The sequence below is a fragment of the Streptococcus cristatus ATCC 51100 genome (assembly GCF_011612585.1).
In the GTDB taxonomy this organism is placed as follows: Bacteria; Bacillota; Bacilli; order Lactobacillales; family Streptococcaceae; genus Streptococcus; species Streptococcus cristatus_H.
On sequence record NZ_CP050133.1, the window covers coordinates 1,976,225 to 1,998,951 of the forward strand.

Here is a 22,727-nt window from a genome sequence, read left to right on the forward strand (position 1 = left end):
AAGCTGAAACTACTTTCAGGATTAGAAGTGTTTCTACAAAAAAAGTTACTATAGATTTTTGAATATTTATCATAAAAAGCCTGAGATTATGCTAACCTCAGACTTGGTTTCTTTCTTGCTACTATCTATTTTTACCAGTCTTTAAAAGCTTCCAACAAAGAAGGATGGTTAATCTTTGAGCCGCAAAGCCAGTTGAAAACTTTATCATTGACATAGACATTCATGGCTTCATGCTCGTACTCTGGCATGAGATGGTGCTCCTTAGTACACTCCAGCCGGTTGTAAATCGCAAACTGGGTAATCGGATAGCAAACATCGTCAGCAAGTCCTGTTATCATCCGCACGCTCCCTTGAATGCGGTGAGCCATATTTTTCACATCGATATAGGACAAGGTCTGAATAATCTCATCCTCCGTTTCGTGGAAAGGATCGTGGAATTTAAAATACCGAAAAAGCTCATCATAGGCCTCGCTGGTATTGCCAATCTCTAGCACTCGCCGAAAATCTGACAAGAAAGGATAGATAGCCACTGTCTGCTTAATGCGCGGATTGAGAGCCGCTGCCACTAAAGCCAAGGCTCCACCCTGAGAAGCCCCATAACTGGATAGATGCTCCTCGTCCACAAGGTCCAAACTCGCCACAATCTCAATCAAGCTGTAGATATCCAGATAGACATCCTTATAAAAGAGACGCTCTGGTCCATCCACTGCCCCACGGATAATCTGACCCTTGACCGTATTGCCCCTTACAGGCGCCCCTCCATCCAAGGAATAACCTGACTGGCCGCGTACATCCATAGATACAACACCATAGCCAGCAACCGTATAAGCTAGCATATCGGCCCAATCCCAGCCACGCCCCATATAACCGTGGAAATGAAAGATAATCGGAACTTTTTTACTCGATTTAGGAAGGACCATACGGGCATAAGTTCGCCCCTGATTCGTCCCCTCAAACACTAGCTCATAGCAGGTCACCCCAGCGATTTGAAAGTCTTTCTCAATCAGCTGATAGTCTGGCAAGCTACTCAAACTGCTAATCTGACGATCCCAAAAAGCATCAAAATCCGCTGGAACTTCATCCCTGCCTCTGTAATCCTTTGCCTCTGCTAATAAATCTGGATTGCGCATCTCATCCTCCAACACTATTGTTTTTGTAAACCCTTACAGAAATAATAGCACAGCGCCTTCCCTTTTTCAATCCTTTGCAATATTAAGAATTTAATTTCTGTTTTTGCTGTGATTCTTTTTCTTTTTGAAACTAGTTTCAAAAAAGCTTTCTGGCCTATCTTTTCCCTAGTTTTTTAAAAAGTCGTCTATTTCATACATTTTAAAGAAAGAAAAATCCCCCACTTAGTGAGGGATTGATTCTACATTATTTACGACGTCCTGGACGTTCTCCGTAACCATAGTAAGCATCTGCCATGATTTCTTCCATGTCAGCTACCATTGGTAAGCGTGGGTTTGCAGGTGAACATTGGTCTTCATAAGCAAGCAATGCGATTTCATGCAAGCTGTCTTTCCAAACTTTTTCATCGATTCCAAAGCCTTTGAAGTTCATTGTAATTCCAACCGCTTCACCAAGATCGTAAACTGCTTTGGCATAGGCTTCAACTGCTTCTTCTGGAGTTGAGTGAGGCAAGCCAAGCATTTTCGCGATGTCTTGGAATTTCTCATCAGCTTTCCAGTAGTTGTACTTCGGCCATGTAGTTGTCTTAGATGGACGAGTACCATTGTAACGGATGACGTATGGAAGCAAGATTGCGTTTGTACGTCCGTGAACAGTATGGTGAACACCACCGATCTTGTGGGCCATTGAGTGGCTCATACCAAGGAAGGCGTTGGCGAAGGCCATACCAGCCATTGTAGACGCATTATGCATTTTTTCACGTGCTTCTGGGTCAGCTGTCTTAACAGATTTTTCCAGCCATTCAAAGACAAGCTTGATAGTTTGAAGTGCAATACCGTCTGTGTAGTCGTTAGCGAAGTTTGAAGTATAGGCTTCAGTCGCGTGAGTCAAGACGTCCATACCAGTATCAGCAGCGATAAAGTCTGGAACGGACTCAACCAAAGCAGGGTCAACAATCGCAATAGTTGGTGTCAATGAGTAGTCAGCCAATGGGTATTTGCGGTTGTTTTTCTTATCAGAGATAACGGCAAATGGTGTTACTTCTGAACCTGTACCTGAAGTCGTTGGAATACCGATGTACTTCGCTTTCTTACCAAGTGATGGGAAGCGGAAGGCACGTTTACGGATATCCATGAATTTTTGAACCAAGTCACGGAAGTCGATTTCTGGTTGCTCGTAGAAGAGCCACATTACTTTCGCTGCGTCCATTGGAGAACCACCACCAAGAGCGATGATTGTGTCTGGTTCGAATGCTTTCATCACTTCAGCACCACGTTCTACAGTTGTGATGTCTGGATCTGGTTCAACATCTGAGAAGACTTGGATAGTGACACGGTTGCTACGTGCGTTCAATTGATCGATAACACGTTGAACAAAGCCAAGTTTTTCGATAGATTTGTCAGTAACGATCATAACGCGTTCAATATCTTCACATGTTTGAAGGTATTGGATAGAGTTGCGCTCGAAGTAAATTTTTGAAGGAACTTTAAACCATTGCATATTATTTCTACGTTTCCCTACTTTCTTGATGTTTAGAAGGTTAATAGCGCTCACGTTATCACCAACTGAGTTACGTCCGTATGAACCACATCCAAGTGTCAAGGATGGAATGAAGGCATTATATACGTCCCCGATACCACCGAAAGTAGATGGAGAGTTCCAGATGATCCGCATCGCTTTGATTTCAGTACCAAAGCGTTTAGCCAATTCTTCGTCTTTTGTATGGATAGCTGCTGAGTGACCAAGTCCGTTAAATTCAACCATTTGACGAGCTTTTGTAAGGCCGTCTTCTCTATCTTCAGCTTTCAAGACAGCGATAACTGGTGACAATTTTTCGCGAGTCAATGGCTCATTTGGACCTACTTCAGCACATTCTGCAGCCAAAATGTTGGTACCTTCTGGTACTTTAAAGCCTGCTTGTTCTGCAATCCATGTAGCTGGTTTACCAACGATGTTTGCATTCAGTTTAGCACCAGCACAGTTCTTGCTGTTTGCTTTAGCACCAAAGCAGAATTCTTCAAGAAGGGCTTTTTCTTTTTTGTTTACAAAGTAAGTGTGGTATGACTTGAATTCTTCTACAAATTCGTCATAAACTTCCTTGTCAATGATAACCGCTTGCTCAGATGCGCAGACCATACCATTGTCAAATGATTTAGACATCACGATATCATGAGCTGCTTGGCGAAGGTCAGCAGATTTTTCAATGTAAGCTGGTACGTTTCCGGCACCAACCCCAAGAGCTGGTTTCCCGCAAGAGTAGGCAGCCTTAACCATGGCATTACCACCTGTTGCAAGGATAGTTGCAATACCATCGTGGTTCATCAAAGCCGCTGTTGCTTCCATAGATGGCTGAGTAATCCATTGCACACAGTTTTCAGGTGCGCCAGCTGCGATTGCTGCGTCACGAACGATTTGCGCTGCGTGAGCAGAGGACTCTTGAGCAGATGGGTGGAAGGCAAAAACGATTGGGTTACGTGTCTTCAAGGCAATCAATGCTTTAAAAATTGCTGTTGATGTTGGGTTCGTTGTTGGAGTGATACCACAGATAACTCCGACAGGTTCAGCAATCTTTGTCAATCCAGTAACAGGATCATCTTCGATAACACCAACAGTCTTCACACCACGCATGTTGTTGACAACGTGTTCACAGGCAAAGAGGTTTTTCGTTGCCTTGTCTTCAAATACACCACGACCAGTTTCTTCAACCGCGTGTTGAGCAAGGATCCCGTGTGCATCAAGAGCTGCAACTGAAGCTTTTGCTACGATGTAATCTACTTGCTCTTGATTTAGTTTTCTCATTTCTTCAAGAGCTAGGAGACCTTTTTGCACAAGCTCATCAACATGTTTTTCTGCCGCTAGCACTTTATCTTCTTGTTCAACAGTTTTCTTCTTATCAGCCATTATAGTCCTCCAATGGTTTCTGCCAAAAGGTTAGATGAAGATTTTAACCTTTGTTAATTATTTCACAATATAATTATACTCTATTCCTACAAATTTGTAAACACTTTCAACAAAAGTTCACAAACTTTTTATGGATTATTTTTTAAACACTGATATCTCAGGCTTTTTTATAAAAACCTCTATTTATTCTCAAAAATTTCACATACTTTTCCTCAAAAATGTATTAGCGCTTTCTTTTTTGTTATAAAACTAGCTCGGCTAAATAACCGAGCTAGTTTTATGGCTTAACACTGCCATTTGAAGCGGCAGCCAAAGCTTCTTTTATCATGTTAGAGTAGAGTTTACCTCCCTCTGCCATAGACTCTGAATCTGCCCCATAATGGACATAGTCTGTTCCAATCCAAATCTGCGGATTGTTAATCGCTACCTGATACCAGTCTGCTACATATACAAAATCGTATTTCTTAGCAAGTTCAAGTTCGTATTGTCGCATCTTAACAGGAATACTACTTGGATCATTGGCTGTCCGGCCATCATATGGCGTGACTAAAATCAAGCGATGGCCTTTTGGCAAGAGCTCGATATACTGATCCAACAATTCTTCATAATTATCAACTGGATTGGTTCCCAATGCCAAGACGACGTTTTGAAGCAGTGTTTGGTTAGCAATATCGTTCTTGAAAAATTCCAGACCAGACACTAAATTACGACTAACCACTGCATCGACTTGAGCGTCAGGTATAGCCTCTTGGATCCATTCAGCGGAGCGCAAGGTGACCGAATCACCAATAACAGTTGTTCCCTCTGCCACGTTATAATTTGTCGCAGTTTTTTGGTCAGCGTGCTTACGGGTTGTCTGCATTTTCGTATCTGCTTGATTCAAAGCATTGACAATCAGGCTTTCCTCAAAGGCACCCACAGACGGAGCTGTGATGGTGATAATAAGCAAGATAAATGTCAGCGGAATGAAACTGTAGAAAATCGGCTTGGTGATGGATGTTACATTCATATCCTTGCCAAAAATCCGAGGCTTCCGTCCAGCTAAAGTCGGCTCTAAGATATAGAAGGAAAGAGCCGCGAAACCAAAACTCAAGATTGTAGTCAAAAGCACAGCCCAACCATTGCTCATCAACTGAGTAAAAATAATATAGAAAGGCCAATGAAAGAGGTAAACACCATAGCTAGTATCTGCAATAAAGTTGAGAGGACTAGGCTCCTTAATATTTGGCAATTTATCGTGCAAGATGCGAGTTGCTGCTATCATGACACAAGCCAGAAGTGTTGAAATCAAGAAACCAAATAAATAAGTCCACAGGCTGTCAAATTTCAAAATAAAGCTGAGCAAAAGAAGAAGAACAAAACTGCCAGCTAGAGCGATCAAGACTTGCTTGATTTCGACCTTTTCTTCCAGTTTCTTCATCTGAACGCCCACATTTCCGACTCCAGAGAAAGTCGCTAGCACTGTCCCAGCAAAGAAAGGAAAGACATGGGTCAAACTTGAGAAATAAATATTGGAGTAATTCTTGCTGAAAAAGGCTCCGATAAACATAGCCAAGAAACTGAACAGAAACAGAGCAATTGAAGTCAGAGAAATCAGCCCCCGATACTGAGCAACTGACTTGCTAATCTTGCTAATTCCCCAAGCAGCCAAGCCCCAGAGGATATAGTAATGCACTTCCAGTGCCAAACTCCAAGTGTGAATCAGCAAATGTGGCACAAACTGACTTTCATAACTACCACCCGACATCATTTCATAAAAATTGGTCACAAAGCCAAAAGCAGCTGCAATCTGCGTCCCGATACCTGCTACAAAATCCCGACGAATCAATAAAGTAAAGGGCATGATGACCAAAACCATAAAAACGAGCGGAGGAACGATCCGATAAAAGCGTCGTTTCAGAAAGCCCACAATATCAATCGTCCGACTTCTTGTAAACTCATCAATCAATAATGAAGTAATCAAAAATCCTGAAAAAGTGAAAAAGATGTCCACTCCAATAAAACCTCCAGGAAAAACTCCCTGAAAGTAATGATAGAGTAACACCAAGACCAGTCCAGTAATCCGAACCAGTGAAAACCATCTAATGCGCATTTTGATAAATTCCTTGCTTGAACGTTCCTTCATAGACGACATTACTTTCTGTCGTCAGTTTTCCTTTACCATTGGCCTGACCGTTGGCAAACTCACCTTCATATTTCCAACCATCCTTCGATGTAAAAGTACCCTTACCATCAAAAGTACCATTTTTGAAATGCCCTTTATAGCTATCCCCATTTTTAAAAGTCAGGGTACCTTCGCCGTTCATTTTTCCGTGAACTAGACTGCCCTCATATTTTATCTTACCCTGATCCAGCGTTAGCGCACCCTTACTAGGGATATTAGAGGTAAACACTAAAATTGCTGACAAGGCAATCACAGTCACAGCTAAAATTTCTAGATTCTGACGGGTCAGATAGATTTTATATTTATCGTAAAATTCTTTTATTTTATCCATTTTTCATCCATTTAAGCGTTCTAGCCACTTGTGGCAACCAGCCAAAATCAGGTCATAAGTCTCATCGAAATCACCTGTGTACCAAGGATCCGGCACACCGAGATCAGCAAACTGGTAGATTTTATCCTGAAAATCCGCTGGCGCCATTTTCTTCAAATCTCGAATATTGGCTTCATCCATGCCGATGATATAATCAAATTCTGCAAAATCTTGCGCTGAAATCTGCTGAGAAGTCTTTCCTTTGTCATAAGAAATCGCATGTTTCTTAAAAATAGCCTGAGTCCCCTGATGTATAGGGTTTCCATGCTCCCAGCTAGACGTCGCACGACTCTCAATATGTAGGTCATCGGTCAGACTTTTCATAACAAACTCTGCCATCGGACTGCGGCAGATATTTCCTAAACAAACAAATACAATTTTCTTCATAGATCTATTATACCAGAATAAAAAGAAAACTGCGGAGCTTTCTTGATTATTCTGTGACAGCGGAAGCGGGCTCTGAAAAACCGCTAATTATACCGACTTACATAAAAGTGCAGATCATTGAGGCGGTGGCCCACTCAATCTAGCTTGCACCAGATTAAACTTTACTTTTCTTCAGAAAGATATTCAAAACTTAATTGTGGCCATTTAGTCTGCCAATTTTTCTTGCGGATTCTTTCCATATAAAGCTTCTTCCGCTCCGCATCCGCCAAAAAATGTGGTGTTGGTCGAACCTGAAATGCCCGAATATCTGCCAAACCATAGGGAGCAAAGAGCTCTAGCTGATCATCTTCCAGCAATCGCAGACCGATAGCCGTGCAGCACTCAGGATACTTGCTCATGGCATCTTTCGAGCTAGTATAGGGCTGGGTGTTGGGACTATGAATGTGCATATAAACTTGATTTTTCAGCTCCCAAGAATAAGCGGGAAAAGCTTTTCTCAACTCCATCTCCATCTGCAAAGTTTCCTCATAAGACACAGTTTGATCAAAGAATATAACATCCACATCCGTTTCGGCATCAAAGCCCGGCTTGCCAGCCAAGATATTCCAGATAAAATTTCTGACACTACCCGCAGCCAGCCAAGAATCTTTCAATTCTAGACTGCGGATCATCTCCAAAATCGCTCGGATATCCTGATCCTGACTCAGCCTCTCTAAAATCTCTTGATCGGTCATCATTCCTTCATATACTCATATCCTAGATGCTCATAGGCTTTCCTTGTAGCCACGCGCCCAGTCCGTGTCCGCATGACAAAACCTTTCTGAATCAGGTAAGGCTCATACATGTCCTCTACTGTTTCGCGCTCCTCAGCAATATTGACTGAAAGTGTCCCCAGTCCGACTGGACCACCACCATAAACTTCAATCATGGTTCGTAGGATTTTCTGATCCACATAGTCCAGCCCTTCCTGGTCCACATCCAGCATGGAGAGAGCCTGGTCGGTTATCTTATCATCAATCAAGCCATTGCCCATAATCTGCGCGTAGTCCCGCACCCGCTTGAGCAGACGATTGGCAATTCGCGGCGTTCCTCGGCTACGCAGAGCCAGCTCCCGAGCAGCCTCGTGGGTAATATCCATCTCAAAAATCTCTGCCGTCCGCTCGACGATTTCGGTCAGATCGCTGGCTTCATAATACTCCATGTGACCAGTAATCCCAAAGCGAGCCCGCAGAGGATTGGACAGCATGCCCGCCCGAGTAGTCGCCCCAATTAACGTGAAAGGTGGCAATTCCAGATGGACGCTGCGACTGGTTTCACCAGTCCCAATCATAATGTCAATGTAAAAGTCCTCCATGGCGCTATACAGCACTTCCTCCACTGCCATAGGCAAACGGTGAATCTCATCGATAAAGAGGACATCACCTGGTTCCAAATCATTGAGAATGGCCACCAAATCACCAGCCTTTTCAATGACCGGACCAGAAGTCTGCTTGATATTCACACCGAGTTCGTTGGCGATGACAAAGGCCATGGTCGTCTTTCCCAGACCTGGAGGACCAAAAAGCAAAGTATGGTCCAATGCCTCATCCCGCAATTTAGCCGCTTCGATAAAAATCTTCAGCTGATCCTTGACCTTGTCCTGACCGATATATTCTCGTAAATACTGAGGACGGAGGGTACGTTCTACCAGTTCCTCATCCCCCATTAATTCATTATCTAAAATTCTACTCATAGGACTATTATAGCAAAAAATAGGGCAGAGGAAGCAATCCGACCCGCTTCTGAATACAAAAAAAGCCACCGAATTTGGTGGCTCTTATGGGAGATTATTATGAAAAAGTTTTAGGATTTCTATCAAATAAAGTTAGGAGGTCTTCATTTGATGGTATTAGTATAACGTCCTTATCTTAAAATTTGCTTAAAGAAAAAATATTTTTTAAAAATAAAATACTTTTAGATATCTTAGTAAGATGATACAAACTAATATGAATTGTTCAGTCTGATTAAAATAGCCGCTATTTCATTGACTGCCTCAGGAACTCATGATACAATGAAAAAAATCGAAAAGGAGATTTTAGATATGAACAACCTTAAAAAGAAAACTTATCGGAATACACCAGCCTTTATGTTTATGGCTTGGGGCTCATTCGCCTTCTTTGTGACACTTGTTCTCGTCGGCCTCTATACCTTGAAAGAGCCTTTGATGGTTAAAGGATACTATCTCATGGGTTCTGTCGGACTGATTTCTTCTTCATTCACTCTTGCAAAAGTTATCCGTGATAACCAAGAAGACGAAGAACGTTACAATCAATTCTTCCAACCACAAGACTTAGACAACCAATAAAATAAATAGTAAAAACGGCAGAGGGGGATTCTGCCGTTTTCTTGTATCTGAGGCTAGTATCGCCATGTGAGATACACTTCAAATGAAGCAAGTTTGCTGTTTATTTCACACCTGCAAAATAAACGGTGGTGCTGGTAAAGAGGCTTCCTGCCTTGAGAATGACCTGATCTTTCAAGTCACTATGAATCGCATCAGGCAAGGCCTGTGCTTCCAGCGCTATACCATTATGCTGAATCATTGGCTGTCCATTGATGATAACTGACTCATCTACAAAATTTGCCGAATAAGTCACGACACAAGGAGCATCTGTACGGAAAGTCAGGTAGCGACCTGATGCCGCATCATAAAGGCAACTTGCCTCTTCCTGCTCTTTATCCAGAGCAAATGGATGATCCAGCCCTGACACGAGCCGAATCTGCTCATCTGGATCAGCAAAAATTTCTTTCAGCGCCAGACCTGTTTGTAGGCCTTTGACAAAGCCACGATCTGCATCCACTTCTTTTTCTGGCACACCGTCAGGAGCAATCGGATACACCCCTTTGGTATGCAGCTGGAGGACATGCTGATCAATCGGCTGACTAAAATTACCTGACAGATTGAAATAGCTGTGGTTGGTCGGATTAACCAGACTATCCTGATCTGTCTGGACTTGATAGGAAATCTCAATCTCCCCTTTTTCCGATAAGGAATAGGAAATCCAGATTTTCAAATTTCCAGGAAAACCGCCCGTCCCATCTGGTCGCTCTGTGTAAAATGTGACGCCCTCGTTTGTGACTTCCTCTGTCTGAAAAATCACACTGTCCCAGCCAGTAGAACCACTGTGGTTACAATTCTGACCATTATTGACTTCCAGCTGGTAGGACTGCCCATTCAGCTCAAAGCTAGCATTCGCAATCCGCCCCGCAACTGGTCCCACGCTGGCTCCATACTTGGGACTATTGCCAACATAATCCTCAAAACGCTCAAAGCCTAGAATGATATTGGCAAAATCACCATTTTTATCTGGCGTCCGATATTCTAAAATCGTTGCGCCATAGTTCATGACCTTGAAGCGATAACCTAGCCCATTTTCAAAGGTATAGGTTAAGACATCCTGTCCTTTAAAAGTAGCAAAAATAGATTCTTGATAAGATTTCATACAATCTCCCTCTATCTCGAGTCTGGGACAAAAGTCCTAGTCTCTCAATTGTCTTTGGATTGTCGAGCAAGACGCAGTGGTTGAGTGGGCTCTACTATGCTGACTTCATCAGCTTTTACAGCCCTACTCAACTGTGCGGAGGTGGGACGATGAAATCGAATTCTAACGAATGACCGATTTCTGTCCCACTCTCTTTCTTGACTTAGTCAGGGGACAAGGATGGAAGGCCATCCTTTTGATCTGAAAGTCTTTTTAATAACTAGCGTTCCCATGACTAATGTTTGACTTTTCCATATTTAGCTTTCTACTGCTGGAAAGGGTGGATAATAACCCCTTGAACGACTCGATTGACCGTACCTGTCGGAGACGGTGTATCTGGTCGATTTTTCACTTTCAAAGAAGTCAAGAGAGAGAAGAGCTGAGCATAGACGATGTAAGGGAAGGCTCGATAGCTATCTTCCAAGATATCACTTTCAAGAACCACTTGCTCAACATTTTCCAAGTCTTCTCTGCGCTCTGTAAAGAAAACCACCTTGCGAGCAATCTGATCTCCTGCCACTTCACGCACCAAATCCAAGTCGTAACGTTTGGTGTATGCATCCCTTGAGCCAAATACCAGCACAAGCGTCTCTTCGTTAATCAGAGATTTTGGTCCATGGCGGAAGCCAACTGGGCTTTCATACATGGTCGCAACTTTCCCAGCGGTCAACTCCAAAATTTTCAGCTGTGCTTCGTGCGCTAGACCAAAGAATGGCCCTGCTCCGAGATAAATGACCCGGTTAAAGTCTAATTCTGTCAAAGCCTGAACGTCAGCTACATCTGCCAAAACCTTTTGACTCAAGGCAATCAACTCAGCTACTCTTGCTTCTTTTTGAGCCAAATCTGCTGGGTCAAAAACCAAGAGAGCTGTCAACATCATAGAGGTGAAGCTAGAAGTCATGGCAAAGCCAGCATCATTTGATGGAGCTGGTTGCAATAAGAGGAGATTCCGCTCATCGCCATGAGCCTGCTGAGCCAATTTCCCCTCTGCAGCGCAGGTGATAGTCACTTGATAAAGCTCATCAACCAACTGCTTGGCCAAGTCCACTGTCGCAACACTTTCTGGCGAATTACCACTGCGGGCAAAAGAAACGAGAACCGTTGGAATTTCCTTATGCAGATGCACCTCAGGACCCGCCACAATATCAGTCGTCGCAACCGAATTAAAATTCCATTGGCGCTCATTATAAAGCTTTCTGAAATATGGCAATAGCGTATCGCCCACATAAGCCGAAGTTCCCGCACCTGTAAAGATAACTTTTATATAATCATGCTTTTCTTCAATACCCTTTAGAAAAGCAGCGATTTGGTTAGCTTGAGCCTTGTAATGATTAAAAGCTGTCTGCCAAACATTTGGCTGTTGGTAGATTTCACGCGTGGTGATTTCCGCGCCCAATTCAACCAGTTTCTCTTTTGAATAATCTAGCATGGTAGTCCTTTCAAAAATAAACAATGATATATTAGTTATTTGCTTTTAAAAGAGGGAATGGGAAAATTCCCCACTCCCCTTCATTTCTTTTTTCCTTAGAAAACAGTCCTACTCATCCTCATCATCTGATAAGCCTGCTAAAATATCATTGACTTTAACGATATTTTCGACTGCATTTTTCGGATAGTCAACATCAGCTCCTGTCAAAGAAGCATTGAGAAACTCAATCACCATCGGCAGATTCATGCCGGCGTACAAGTCAATATCCTTACCTTCTAAAATAAGGCGGCTGACTACATTACATGGTGTGCCTCCCAAAAGATCTGCAAAGACAACATAGTCTTCAAAATCCTTGACCGTATCTAAAAACTTAGCTGTGAAATCATCTGGTCCCTCCTCTGGCAACAAGGCAACGGCATGAATATCCGCTTGAGGACCCATAATCATCTCAGTGGTTGTTTTCAGCTCTTCACAAAAGCGGCCATGACTAATCAAAATTAATTGTTTGCTCATAATTTACACCATTATGCCATTCCAAAGAAGAAGTGACCAAACGCTGAGAACGCAATCGCTGCAAGAATGATGAGCAAGATAGCTTTTGTAGAGTTCATACCCTTACGTCCAAGCAACCAGAAGATTACACCTGTGATGATAGCTGGTACCAAACGTGGGAAGATGAGGTTAAGCATATCTTGAATTTCAATTGCTTTGTCCCCGATGTGTGGAGCCCAAGAAACTTCAACACCAATCATGCTGGCAATCAGGGCACCAACCATGAAGACACCAAGTACGGATGCAGCATCAATCAAAGCTGTCAAAGTACTTTGCATATTGTTGACGAGGTTAACCCCTTCTTTATAGGCAAATTCCAATTGTTTCCAACGGAAAATATCGTAAGCAACCGCAACAGCGATCCATAGGAAGATACCGGCTGGGTTTCCCGCAACAGCCAAAGTTGCTGCGATTGAACCCATAATAGCTGGTACCAATGATCCAAAGATTGAGTCTCCAAGAGGAGCGAATGGCCCCATGAGACCTGTCTTGATACCATTGACCGCATCTTTTGATTTCACACCATCTTTTTCTTCCAAAGCAAGGTCAAAACCAGTAATAATGGTGTGGAAGAATGGTGAAGTATTGAAGAATTGCGTATGCAATTTCATCATTTCTTTCAGTTCAGGTGTACCGTCTCCATACATTTTGCGCAATTGTGGCAAAATCATGTAAAGGTAACCAGAAGCCTGCATACGCTCATAGTTCCAACCCAATTGGAAGGTAAACAAGCTACGTTTGTTAATCTGTTTAAAATCTTCTTTTGTTAGTTTGTAATTAGAATTCGTCATCTTCAATTTCCCCGCTTTCTGATTCAGTTACTGGAGCAGCTACGACTGTACGTTGGCTGTTTTTGAAGTGTTGTACTGCAAGGAAGACACCGATGATGGCGATACCAATCATAGATACACTCTTGAAGTTGTTAACAAAAGTAATAGCTTGTTCTTTTGGAAGTTTAGAGAACACTTCAGAACCAACAATGCTAGACACTGCAGCACCAAGGCTTTGAACATTACTGTAAAGCACTGTCAACATAGCTGTCAAGCCAAATCCAAGTGCCAAGTAGTGAAGGTTGCGTTTAACTGGGAGATAACGAAGCAAGATTGCAAATCCAAGACCTGGAAGCATTTGACCTGCAAGTTTCAAACCGTTTGCCAACCATTGTACATTACCGAGACCTGTAACAACAGTTTCTACAAAAGCTCCACCAAAGGCAAGGGCAAAGAAGACTGGGAGGGCACGAGAAAGAGCCCAAGGAATCGCACCAAGGAGGTAGTTGCGTTCGATGCCTTTGTAGTCAAAGCGTTCAATCGCAGCATCCACACGGTGAGCGAAGTAAGTTGTCGTCATACGACCAAGAATATCAAAGTATGTTAACAAAGTTGCTACCGGCACAGCGATTGTAGCAATAGCAAGCTCAGGATCAAGCCCTTGTGCTACTGAGAAAGCAGTCGCAAGAACCGCACCAGAGGTAGCATCAATACGAGAAGCACCACCGAAGGTACCAACACCAAGTACCACCAATTGAAGGTTGGCACCAATCAATAAACCTGTAGGTAAATCTCCCATGATGAGACCCGTGATAAATCCAGCAAATACAGGTGAACCCGCTGAAGAAACGATCGTCAACTCATCGCAGATTTGATAAGCTGAGTACAGAGTGAGTAGTAAAATTTGCCACCATTGTATCATGACAATGACCTCCTAAAAATTTTTCCTTATTTTAACAAATTCATAAAATCCGCGACCGGATCATTTGGAACCATCTGAGCTGTCAGCTTCACTCCTTTTTCATGCAGCTTGTGGAAAGCTTCCACATCTGCATCTACCACATTGATAGAGCGAGTGATGGGACGAGTTTCGTCTGACTGAGACATATTGCCGACGTTCAGTGTTTCCAGTGGAACACCAGCCTCTACCAAACGAAGGAAACGGTCTGGTTTACGAGCAACGATAAAGAGTCGTTGTGAGTCATATTTACCAGCCAAGATGTTTTCTGCTGCTTTAGCAATTGGCAAAATGCTGAGCTTCACTCCTGGCGGCGTTGCCAACTTGAGTCCGCTCTTTTCGATAGCATTTTCAGCTACCTCATCGTCAATCACCATAATGCGTGAAATATTGAGCTTGGTAGTCCAGAGATTGGCTACCTGTCCATGGATCAAACGTCCATCGATACGTGCACCTACGATTGTCATAAATTTTCCCCCTTTATTGTTTTAAATGTAGGTTGGTTAACTAAGTTAATTGATTCTTCATATTCCCCTTCCGTTTCAAAAATGATGATACGGTTATGTCCTTCTTTCAGAAGGCTATGCGGAATATAGAGCGATAAGGTTGGTCCGATATTCCAGAAACGACCGATGTTGACGCCATTTACAAAGGCAAGGCCCTTTCCAAAACCAGACAAGTCTAAATAAGTATCTTTAAGCGCTTTCATTTCAAAGTCAAAAGCGTAGAAAGCTGGTTGCTCTGGCTGCCATCCTTTTGAAAAATCGATGTTTTCTGTGTTTTCAAAAGAAAGTGGATACTGCTGCCAATTCAGCAAGAAGTGCAAATCCTTACAAACGCCCGTCCGAATACCTTTTCGCTGGGTATCTGCCAAGAATTTATGCCCGTAGTTGACCCGCCCCATGTTTTCCATCAGGATGTCAATACGGTGGGTGGCTTTCTTTTCTCCAGCAACAAAGATATCTTGACCAATCTCTGCTTGATACTGGGTTGCCATAAGCTTGCCGTCCACAAAGAGCTGCATCCGGTCGCGCCCGTCAATCACCCGAATTTTTTCCTCATCCGCATCCCAGCTAGCTTCGGTACGGTAAAGCAAGTAGCCATAGCTCTGCCCCAAATCCTCCATTTTGACAGGATAGAGACTCTCTACTGGCTGGGCCAAATCAGCTAATGTCTCAAACAAACTCACCTTCTCACTCAGAGCAATGTCTCTCAATTCAAAAGATTCTTTTGTGAGCGGTTTCATTTGTGGGTACTCAGGATAGTAGGTCTCCATCATTTTTTGCACTGCAAAATATTTCGGAGTTGGATTTCCCTGTTCATCGAGCAGGGCATCATAATCATATGAAGTCACCTGTGGTAAATCCGTCACACCTCTGGCCGAGCAGCCATTCATGAAGCCAAAATTGGTACCGCCATGAAACATATAGAGGTTGATAGAGCCTTGTTTCAGAACCTCATGGACAGCTTGAGCCAATTCCTCAGGATCCCTTTTGATAATTGGCTCTTTCCAACGATTGAACCAACCATCCCAAAACTCCATACACATGAGTGGCCATTTTTTGCCATGCTCATCAAAGAATTCCTGCATCTGAGCAAAATTATAATCTGCCTTGGAGCCGAAATTTCCTGTAACAAATAAATCTTCCTCAATCAGCGTGCCAGCTTTCAGCGTTGCCCGCCAAGGACCATCCGATGTGAAGAGCGGGCAATCAAGGCCTCGATCCAACATCATCTGCCGAATCGCTCTCAGGTAGTCTTTATCCTCCCCGTAAGAGCCATATTCATTTTCCACTTGCATCATGAGGATATTCCCACCCTTGTCCAAGAGCCTTGGAACCAAGCGAGGAAGCAACTCATCATAGTAGTCTGCAACAGCCTGAAGATAGGAAGCATCAGAAGAACGGATTCTCATATCCTCAGTTAAAAGCCAGGCTGGCATGCCGCCAAATTCCCACTCCGCACAGATAAAGGGCGAAGGGCGAACGATGGCATATAATCCTAAATCTTGAGCAATCTGAAGAAATTTCTCAATATCCAAAATCCCCTGAAAGTCAAACTGGCCTTTCTTTGGCTCGTGCATGTTCCAAGGAACATAGGTCTCAACTGTATTGAAGCCTAAGGCTTTAAGATTGTAAAGCGAGTGATACCAGTCTTCCGGCTGAATCCGAAAATAGTGAATCGCTCCTGATAAAATCTTAAACTCCTGACCATCCAAGTAGAAAGAAGAGCCTATTTCAAATCTCTTCATCTCCCCATTCCTCCTAGATTTAAAACGCTTTCATTTCTTATTAATATTAATATAATAAACTTTTGCATAAATGTCAACATTTTTTTTAAAAATATGTTAAAATCAATATAGAGAGGGATAAAAAAAGAGAGGTGAGCACAATGGCTATTCCTAAATATCAACAAATCAAAGATGATTTGAAACAACAAATCATTTCTGGTAACTTTGAAAACGGTGATAGATTCTACACAGAAGCTGAATTAATCAAGATGTTCAATGTTAGTTCCATCACCGTTGTCCGCGCTTTGAACGAACTTGCGAATGATGGCTACATCATCCGTCAGCAAGGGAAGGGAACATTTGTTTCACGCGCAAGAAAACACAAGCGTGTGGAATTCTCTGATATCGAAACTTTCCCTATCCAAAAGGATAAGGTGACTGTTCTGTCCATCGAACGTGGAAATGAATTGAGAATCTTGGAAAAACTAGAACTAACTCCATCCCAGTTCTACTACAAGATTGACCGTATCAGAAGGACAGGCGATAAAGTCTATATCTATCACCAAACCTACATTCCTGAGCAGTACATCAATCCAAACTATCCAGATTTGGACTACTACAGCTCGATCTACAATCGCTTCAAGACGGATTATCACATCCACATGAATGATGAGTATTTCGAAGAAACCAACGAAATCGTCTTTCCAACGCCAAAAGACATTGCCAAAACCTTAGAAATTGATCCAAACTTCCCAACTGTGCATCAAGTCAAGATCACAAAACTGGAAAATACCGGACAAATCCTAGAGTACAGCGAAACCTACAAGCGTGGCGATTTCTTCAAAATCAAATTTATTTCTTCTAGTCGCGATCATTAAGCTGAAAAACGATGGTTCTCATGAACTGTCGTTTTTCATTTCCTAACCAACTAGCCTATCTTTATTATAAACCTATCTATACCAATTTGCAAGACATTTGAACGATTTTTGTTTAATAAAGATCAAAAAATGACAGAAAATAAACAGAATTTTTTAATTTCGTATATTTTTTTAGTATTCTAGAACTGAAAACCAACAAAAACAAAACTTTTATAATACATTCGAGAATAATAAAAATGAGAGTGGGACAGAAATCGGTAATTCGTTAGAATTCGATTTCGTCGTCCCACCTCCGCACAGTTGAGTAGGGCTGTAAAAGCTGATGAAGTCAGCGTAGTAGAGCCCACTCAACCACTGCGTCTTGCTCGACAATCCAAAGACAATTGAGAGGCTAGGACTTTTGTCCCAGCCTCCATCTTTTTATGTTTAATCCAGCCCCACGCGCTTGAAGATTTCATCCACGCGCTTAGTGTAGTAAGTAGGATTGAAGATCTCATCAATTTCTTCTTGAGTCAGACGGGAAGTGACTTCTGGGTCCGCTTCGAGCAAAGGCTTGAAGTCTACTTGATTGTCCCAAGACTGGGCGGTCTTTGGCTGCACCAAGTCATAAGCCTGCTCCCGTGTCATGCCTTTTTCGATCAAGGTCAACATAGCCCGCTGGCTGAAGATAAGACCAAAGGTTGAGTTCATGTTGCGCTTCATGTTTTCTGGGAAGACGGTCAGATTCTTGACGATATTACCAAAGCGGTTGAGCATGTAGTCAATGAGAATAGTCGTGTCCGGTGCGATAATCCGCTCAGCAGATGAATGGGAAATATCGCGCTCATGCCAGAGAGAGACATTCTCAAAGGCTGTCACCATGTGCCCACGAATGACACGCGCCAGACCAGTCATATTTTCAGAGCCGATTGGATTGCGCTTGTGAGGCATGGCAGAGCTGCCCTTTTGACCCTTGGCAAAGAACTCTTCGACCTCGCGCTGCTCAGACTTTTGCAGACCGCGAATCTCGGTCGCCATGCGCTCTATAGATGTCGCAATCAAGGCTAGAGCTGAGAAGTATTCAGCGTGGAGGTCACGTGGCAGAACTTGAGTCGAAATCTCCTGCGGACGGATACCTAATTTCTCACAGACATAACTTTCCACAAATGGCGGAATGTTGGCAAAGTTCCCAACCGCACCAGAAATTTTCCCAGCTTCCACACCCGCCGCCGCAATCTCGAAACGCTCGATGTTGCGCTTCATTTCGCTGTACCAAGTCGCGAGCTTGAGACCGAAAGTCGTCGGCTCCGCATGCACCCCGTGAGTCCGCCCCATCATGATGGTGAACTTGTGCTCCCGCGCCCGCTCTGCAATGATGTCGGTGAAGCGACGCAGATCCTCACGAATGATGTCATTGGCCTGCTTGTAAAGGTAACCGTAAGCCGTATCCACCACATCGGTCGAGGTCAGGCCATAGTGCACCCACTTGCGCTCCTCACCCAGCGTCTCAGAAACCGCCCGAGTAAAGGCCACCACATCGTGGCGCGTCTCCTGCTCAATCTCCAAGATGCGGTCGATGTCAAACCCAGCCTTCTCACGAATCAAGGCCACATCTTCCTTGGGAATCTCACCCAGCTCAGCCCAGGCCTCATCAGCCAGAATCTCTACCTCCAGCCAAGCCTTGTACTTATTTTCCTCAGTCCAAATGTTCGCCATTTCGGGGCGAGAATAACGTTTGATCATGTTTTCTTGTCTCCTTTTAAGTAATGCTTAGAGTCCGCACCAATATAAAGTCTATCTCGTATTTCATGCATCAATGCCAATACTAACTGCTTATACCTATCAAACACTTGTTGTGTAACTTTATCAATTGAACTAATATCTCCCCCATGTGCCACACCATTTCTATAATCCAAAAATGTGTTCATCTCTTCTTTCAAAGTAGGATTTGGATAATTATAGTCGTCCCCCCATCTCTCTGGGAACTCTTCCAATGAAAATTGATTCATAATCTTATTCAACACATCAAAACTAACATTGCTTTCTGTATTAATTGACGTATCCAATAAAATTCGATCACTTTGATAGTGACTTTGTAAGTCTGATAAAAATTTAATTCTTTTACTCAATTTTTCAGGGTATTCTCTAAACTGTTTAAATTTTGACTCCATTTGAAAAACTATAATACTATTTTGATAGTCTTGAAATGGAATATTTAACTTATTCAAAGTTGACAAATAATCACTAAATGTTTTTTGAATAAATCCTTCCCAAATTGAATAAATCATAGCAATAGTTTGGACAGAAAAAATAGCTAAATGCTCTGTATCCAAATGATATCTTCCTGTGAAAATTACTCTCTCAATTTCATTAAGTGTATGTTCAGATTCCTCTATTCGTAAATCTAATTCATCAAAAAAATTTTGCAATTCAATTTCCATAACTAAAAATCTCTTGAGCTCGTTGTAAACGCTTCTTGATCCTACTCCTACTATTTGATGCTGACCCAGATAGACGTTTAAACTCGTCATCTACTCGTAATTGACGAATTTTCTCTCGTAATTCGTCTTTATGATTTGTGTAATAAGCTAAGTTTTCAGATGTTCCAATCATAACACCTTCAAACACAGCCGGCACAAAAAGATTCTGTTCATTTCTAAAGATAGTATTGTCTCCTATCTCCGTTAATAACGCTATCGTTGAATTAAAAACCCTCTTATACATTTCGCTATCAAGATTACCTGTACTAGTAGTTTCCTCCATAAATTTATCCAAAAAACTTTGTGTGCTCAGATTGATGTTTGAAACATTTTGATAAAATGCCACAAAACGTAAAATTAATTCCTGATCATATAATTCTCGAATTTTTGTTTCACTTAAATTGGTCAAATCTTTAAAGCTACTGTTCTGACTTAACTCTGTTATTAATTCGTTTAAAATCGGATTAATTCCTCTATATACAGCATTCCTAATTTCCTGAGGAGTTAACTTTGTCCCACCTGAGTTAAGTCTCTTAAATAATTCATACTTTAACGATGTATTGCTTTCGCCTCTCAAAATTTCAACACGACAAACAGCTCGCTTAATATTAAGTTTATATTTTTGAGGTAACGTGTTAGCATCAAACCCCTCTAAATCCTTAATGATATCTCCCGCTTCTAGCTCCCAATTATTTGAATTGGAAACCAAATCCTCTACAACATCTGATACTTCATGTTTTTGTACTAAATCCGACTTTAACTTACCAAAAAAACTTATTATTGTTGAGACTCTCTGAAGTCCATCTACCAACTCCCATATTCCATCTTCATCTTCAGCAACAAATATAGGAGGAATCGGTATTCCCATTAGAATGGATTCTATTAATAAGGTTTTCTGTGTGTTAGTCCACCTAAATAACCGTTGATACTCTGGTCTAATAATCAATTCAGACTGCTCATAAAGGTTCATAATCTCCCCAAAAGAGATATCCATTCTATCTGCTGAAAGCTTCTGTCTTTCATCTGAAATTTGTTGCTCTAATAATTTGGCTTTTTCATCAAAATTAACCATTTAATTACACTCCTTTTTCATAATCATTTCTATTCTTTACTCAAACTCCTCTTTCCCAATAAACACGGATGGGTAGTGAGATAATTCATTGAGATCGGTATCCAATGGTAAATCATAAATTGCTAAATAGTTTTCAGGGTATTGAGCAACTAGCTCTTCATACTTAGCCTTCACTTTTTCGTGATTGCTGCTAGCAAACAAGACTTCAACAACTGCTCCAGCCTTATTCTTTTCAATAAAAGCATTCACGATAATTTGAATCATAGATTTCTCCTAAAAATCAATCCCTTCCCCAAACTCCTCTACCTCATCTGGCACATCACTAAACAAAGTCACATGTCCCATCTTGCGGTTGTGCTTCGCTTCTATTTTACCATACATGTGGAGGTGGGCGCTTGGATTTTCTGTGACATATTTCTCAGCGACTTCGACATGCTGGCCGAGGACGTTGAGCATAACAGCAGGCGCATGCAGTTTGATAGCTGGTAATGGTGCTCCAAGAACACCAAGAATATGGGTATCAAACTGGGAGAAGTCGCAGGCTTCGATTGAGTAGTGGCCTGAGTTGTGTGGACGTGGCGCAATTTCGTTGACAATAATGTCATCAGCCGTCGCAAACATCTCCACACAAAGGGTTCCAGACAGCTTGAGCTGTTCTGCGATTCGCACTGCCATTGCCTTGGCCTTTTCTGCTAGACTTTCTGAAATGCGAGCAGGCACAATGGTTTTAGAGAGGATGTTGTTACGGTGGATATTTTCCTGAACTGGGAAAACCGTCACATCCTTGCCATTCCCTGATACAATGACAGAAATTTCAATGTCAAAGTTGACAAATTTTTCCAAAACGCAGTCTGCTGAGTCAGCTAGTGTATAGGCCTCTTCCAAGTCTGCTTCTGAGCGAATGACCTTTTGCCCATGTCCATCGTAACCGCCTGTAGCAGTCTTGAGGACATAGTTTTTCGATAGGTCAATATCCGCCAAGTCTTGGCTAGAAGTCACGACTTTGTAGGGTGCTACGGTGACTTGGGCCTTGTTTGAGAGGAAGTCCTTTTCAAAGATACGATTTTGAGAAACTCGGAGCAGATCTGTCCCTTGAGGGAGCTGACTATCCTTAATAACAGCATCCAAACCGTCAGCATCGACATTTTCAAACTCATAGGTCAGGACATCGCAACGCTCGGCCAGCTGACGGAGGGCGTCCACATCATTATAAGGAGCTACGATGATTTCTGCCACACGAGAGGCTGGGCAGTCCGCCGCAGGATCCAGCGCTATGACCTTGTGTCCCATGTAGATAGCAGAAATGGCCATCATCTGACCCAGCTGACCGCCACCGATGATTCCGATTGTTTTAGATGAGCTCATTCGTAGACTCCTCTGCGATTTTTCCTTGTTCTTCTGCAAAATCCGCTAGCGCTGTTGCTAGGTCTTGGTCTTCAATGGCCAAGATCCGAAGGGCAGTTAGGGCAGCATTGGTCGCTCCTGCTTCCCCAATGGCCATAGTTGCCACAGGTACACCACCCGGCATCTGAACAATCGAATAAAGCGAGTCCAGACCGCTGAGCGCCCGTGATTTGACAGGTACGCCGATAACAGGCAGAGTGGTTTTAGCTGCTACCATTCCTGGCAAATGGGCGGCACCACCAGCACCTGCAATGATGACCTTTATGCCACGACTGCGGGCTTCTTCGGCATGCTGAAACATGAGGTCAGGCGTGCGATGAGCAGAGACGACTTTCTTTTCATAGGCTACACCAAAGCGATCTAGCACTTCGGCAGTTTTTTGCATGGTGGCCCAGTCGGATTTGGAACCCATGATGATGGAAATAATTGGTTTCATTGTTAATATCCTTTTTCTTTTTGATAATGGTCTTAGGTGGTGGGTCGGAAGCAAACCTTCGGTTTCAT

General features: G+C 42.7%; 22 protein-coding genes. 2 read left to right on the forward strand and 20 right to left on the reverse strand.

The annotated features are described in order from the left end of the window. Positions 1 to 131: 131 nt before the first annotated feature. The 7 genes from HBA50_RS09805 to ruvB form a co-directional block, all read right to left on the reverse strand. Positions 132 to 1,130, reverse strand: a complete 999-nt coding sequence (locus HBA50_RS09805) for an acetylxylan esterase (RefSeq protein ID WP_045498300.1) — start codon at positions 1,128 to 1,130, stop codon at positions 132 to 134. Between the two features lie 244 nt (positions 1,131 to 1,374). After that, a complete protein-coding gene (gene adhE, locus HBA50_RS09810; RefSeq protein ID WP_045498304.1) occupies positions 1,375 to 4,029 on the reverse strand; it encodes a bifunctional acetaldehyde-CoA/alcohol dehydrogenase in 2,655 nt (884 codons plus the stop codon). 277 nt (positions 4,030 to 4,306) lie between these two features. Then, entirely contained in the window at positions 4,307 to 6,121 is a 1,815-nt protein-coding gene (locus HBA50_RS09815; protein WP_045498307.1) for an acyltransferase family protein, read from the reverse strand. Further along, entirely contained in the window at positions 6,111 to 6,524 is a 414-nt protein-coding gene (locus HBA50_RS09820; protein WP_045498310.1) for an MORN repeat-containing protein, read from the reverse strand. The genes HBA50_RS09815 and HBA50_RS09820 overlap by 11 nt, the downstream gene beginning before the upstream one ends. Positions 6,525 to 6,527: 3 nt before the next feature. Beyond that, positions 6,528 to 6,950 carry a low molecular weight protein-tyrosine-phosphatase gene (locus HBA50_RS09825; protein WP_045498313.1) on the reverse strand — a complete coding sequence of 141 codons (423 nt, stop codon included), beginning with the start codon at positions 6,948 to 6,950 and terminating at the stop codon, positions 6,528 to 6,530. Between the two features lie 161 nt (positions 6,951 to 7,111). Then, positions 7,112 to 7,687, reverse strand: a complete 576-nt coding sequence (locus HBA50_RS09830) for a nucleotidyltransferase family protein (protein ID WP_045498316.1) — start codon at positions 7,685 to 7,687, stop codon at positions 7,112 to 7,114. Then, positions 7,684 to 8,682 (reverse strand): Holliday junction branch migration DNA helicase RuvB, encoded by a 999-nt coding sequence (gene ruvB / locus HBA50_RS09835; protein ID WP_045498319.1) that lies wholly within the window; start codon positions 8,680 to 8,682, stop codon positions 7,684 to 7,686. Before ruvB ends, HBA50_RS09830 begins: the two co-directional genes overlap by 4 nt. A 348-nt stretch (positions 8,683 to 9,030) precedes the next feature. Here ruvB and HBA50_RS09840 point away from each other — a divergent pair, with 348 nt between their 5' ends. Continuing rightward, positions 9,031 to 9,294 carry a YiaA/YiaB family inner membrane protein gene (locus HBA50_RS09840; RefSeq protein WP_179856134.1) on the forward strand — a complete coding sequence of 88 codons (264 nt, stop codon included), beginning with the start codon at positions 9,031 to 9,033 and terminating at the stop codon, positions 9,292 to 9,294. 100 nt (positions 9,295 to 9,394) lie between these two features. On the opposite strand, the gene HBA50_RS09845 is transcribed toward HBA50_RS09840, so the two are convergent. The 7 genes from HBA50_RS09845 to HBA50_RS09880 form a co-directional block, all read right to left on the reverse strand. Next, positions 9,395 to 10,432, reverse strand: a complete 1,038-nt coding sequence (locus tag HBA50_RS09845) for an aldose epimerase family protein (protein ID WP_045498324.1) — start codon at positions 10,430 to 10,432, stop codon at positions 9,395 to 9,397. 304 nt (positions 10,433 to 10,736) lie between these two features. Beyond that, a complete protein-coding gene (locus tag HBA50_RS09855; protein ID WP_045498326.1) occupies positions 10,737 to 11,900 on the reverse strand; it encodes an SIS domain-containing protein in 1,164 nt (387 codons plus the stop codon). Positions 11,901 to 12,008: 108 nt separating this feature from the next. After that, positions 12,009 to 12,413 (reverse strand): PTS sugar transporter subunit IIA, encoded by a 405-nt coding sequence (locus HBA50_RS09860; RefSeq protein ID WP_045498328.1) that lies wholly within the window; start codon positions 12,411 to 12,413, stop codon positions 12,009 to 12,011. Positions 12,414 to 12,424: 11 nt separating this feature from the next. Continuing rightward, positions 12,425 to 13,243, reverse strand: a complete 819-nt coding sequence (locus HBA50_RS09865; RefSeq protein ID WP_045498330.1) for a PTS system mannose/fructose/sorbose family transporter subunit IID — start codon at positions 13,241 to 13,243, stop codon at positions 12,425 to 12,427. After that, on the reverse strand, positions 13,230 to 14,144 hold the full coding sequence (locus HBA50_RS09870; RefSeq protein ID WP_045498332.1) for a PTS mannose/fructose/sorbose/N-acetylgalactosamine transporter subunit IIC: 915 nt from the start codon (positions 14,142 to 14,144) through the stop codon (positions 13,230 to 13,232). The genes HBA50_RS09865 and HBA50_RS09870 overlap by 14 nt, the downstream gene beginning before the upstream one ends. 26 nt (positions 14,145 to 14,170) lie before the next feature. Next, the gene (locus HBA50_RS09875; protein WP_045498334.1) at positions 14,171 to 14,647 is read right to left on the reverse strand and encodes a PTS sugar transporter subunit IIB; all 477 of its coding nucleotides are present in this window, start codon (positions 14,645 to 14,647) and stop codon (positions 14,171 to 14,173) included. Beyond that, complete coding sequence (locus tag HBA50_RS09880; protein ID WP_045498336.1) at positions 14,644 to 16,431, reverse strand: glycoside hydrolase family 35 protein; 1,788 nt, start codon at positions 16,429 to 16,431, stop codon at positions 14,644 to 14,646. Before HBA50_RS09880 ends, HBA50_RS09875 begins: the two co-directional genes overlap by 4 nt. Positions 16,432 to 16,571: 140 nt before the next feature. Between HBA50_RS09880 and HBA50_RS09885 the strand changes: the two genes are divergently transcribed. Beyond that, positions 16,572 to 17,288, forward strand: a complete 717-nt coding sequence (locus HBA50_RS09885) for a GntR family transcriptional regulator (RefSeq protein WP_005591344.1) — start codon at positions 16,572 to 16,574, stop codon at positions 17,286 to 17,288. A gap of 426 nt (positions 17,289 to 17,714) precedes the next feature. On the opposite strand, the gene purB is transcribed toward HBA50_RS09885, so the two are convergent. The 6 genes from purB to purE are packed head-to-tail and all read right to left on the reverse strand — an operon-like array spanning position 17,715 to position 22,659. Further along, complete coding sequence (gene purB, locus HBA50_RS09895) at positions 17,715 to 19,010, reverse strand: adenylosuccinate lyase (RefSeq protein ID WP_045498338.1); 1,296 nt, start codon at positions 19,008 to 19,010, stop codon at positions 17,715 to 17,717. Continuing rightward, complete coding sequence (locus tag HBA50_RS09900; protein WP_045498340.1) at positions 19,007 to 19,708, reverse strand: MAE_28990/MAE_18760 family HEPN-like nuclease; 702 nt, start codon at positions 19,706 to 19,708, stop codon at positions 19,007 to 19,009. The genes purB and HBA50_RS09900 overlap by 4 nt, the downstream gene beginning before the upstream one ends. After that, positions 19,698 to 20,819 (reverse strand): DUF262 domain-containing protein, encoded by a 1,122-nt coding sequence (locus HBA50_RS09905; protein ID WP_045498343.1) that lies wholly within the window; start codon positions 20,817 to 20,819, stop codon positions 19,698 to 19,700. The genes HBA50_RS09900 and HBA50_RS09905 overlap by 11 nt, the downstream gene beginning before the upstream one ends. Before the next feature lie 36 nt (positions 20,820 to 20,855). After that, the gene (locus HBA50_RS09910) at positions 20,856 to 21,083 is read right to left on the reverse strand and encodes a hypothetical protein (protein ID WP_045498347.1); all 228 of its coding nucleotides are present in this window, start codon (positions 21,081 to 21,083) and stop codon (positions 20,856 to 20,858) included. A gap of 9 nt (positions 21,084 to 21,092) precedes the next feature. Continuing rightward, on the reverse strand, positions 21,093 to 22,184 hold the full coding sequence (gene purK, locus HBA50_RS09915) for a 5-(carboxyamino)imidazole ribonucleotide synthase (protein ID WP_045498350.1): 1,092 nt from the start codon (positions 22,182 to 22,184) through the stop codon (positions 21,093 to 21,095). Beyond that, positions 22,171 to 22,659 carry a 5-(carboxyamino)imidazole ribonucleotide mutase gene (gene purE, locus HBA50_RS09920; protein ID WP_045498353.1) on the reverse strand — a complete coding sequence of 163 codons (489 nt, stop codon included), beginning with the start codon at positions 22,657 to 22,659 and terminating at the stop codon, positions 22,171 to 22,173. The genes purK and purE overlap by 14 nt, the downstream gene beginning before the upstream one ends. Between the last annotated feature and the right edge of the window lie 68 nt (positions 22,660 to 22,727).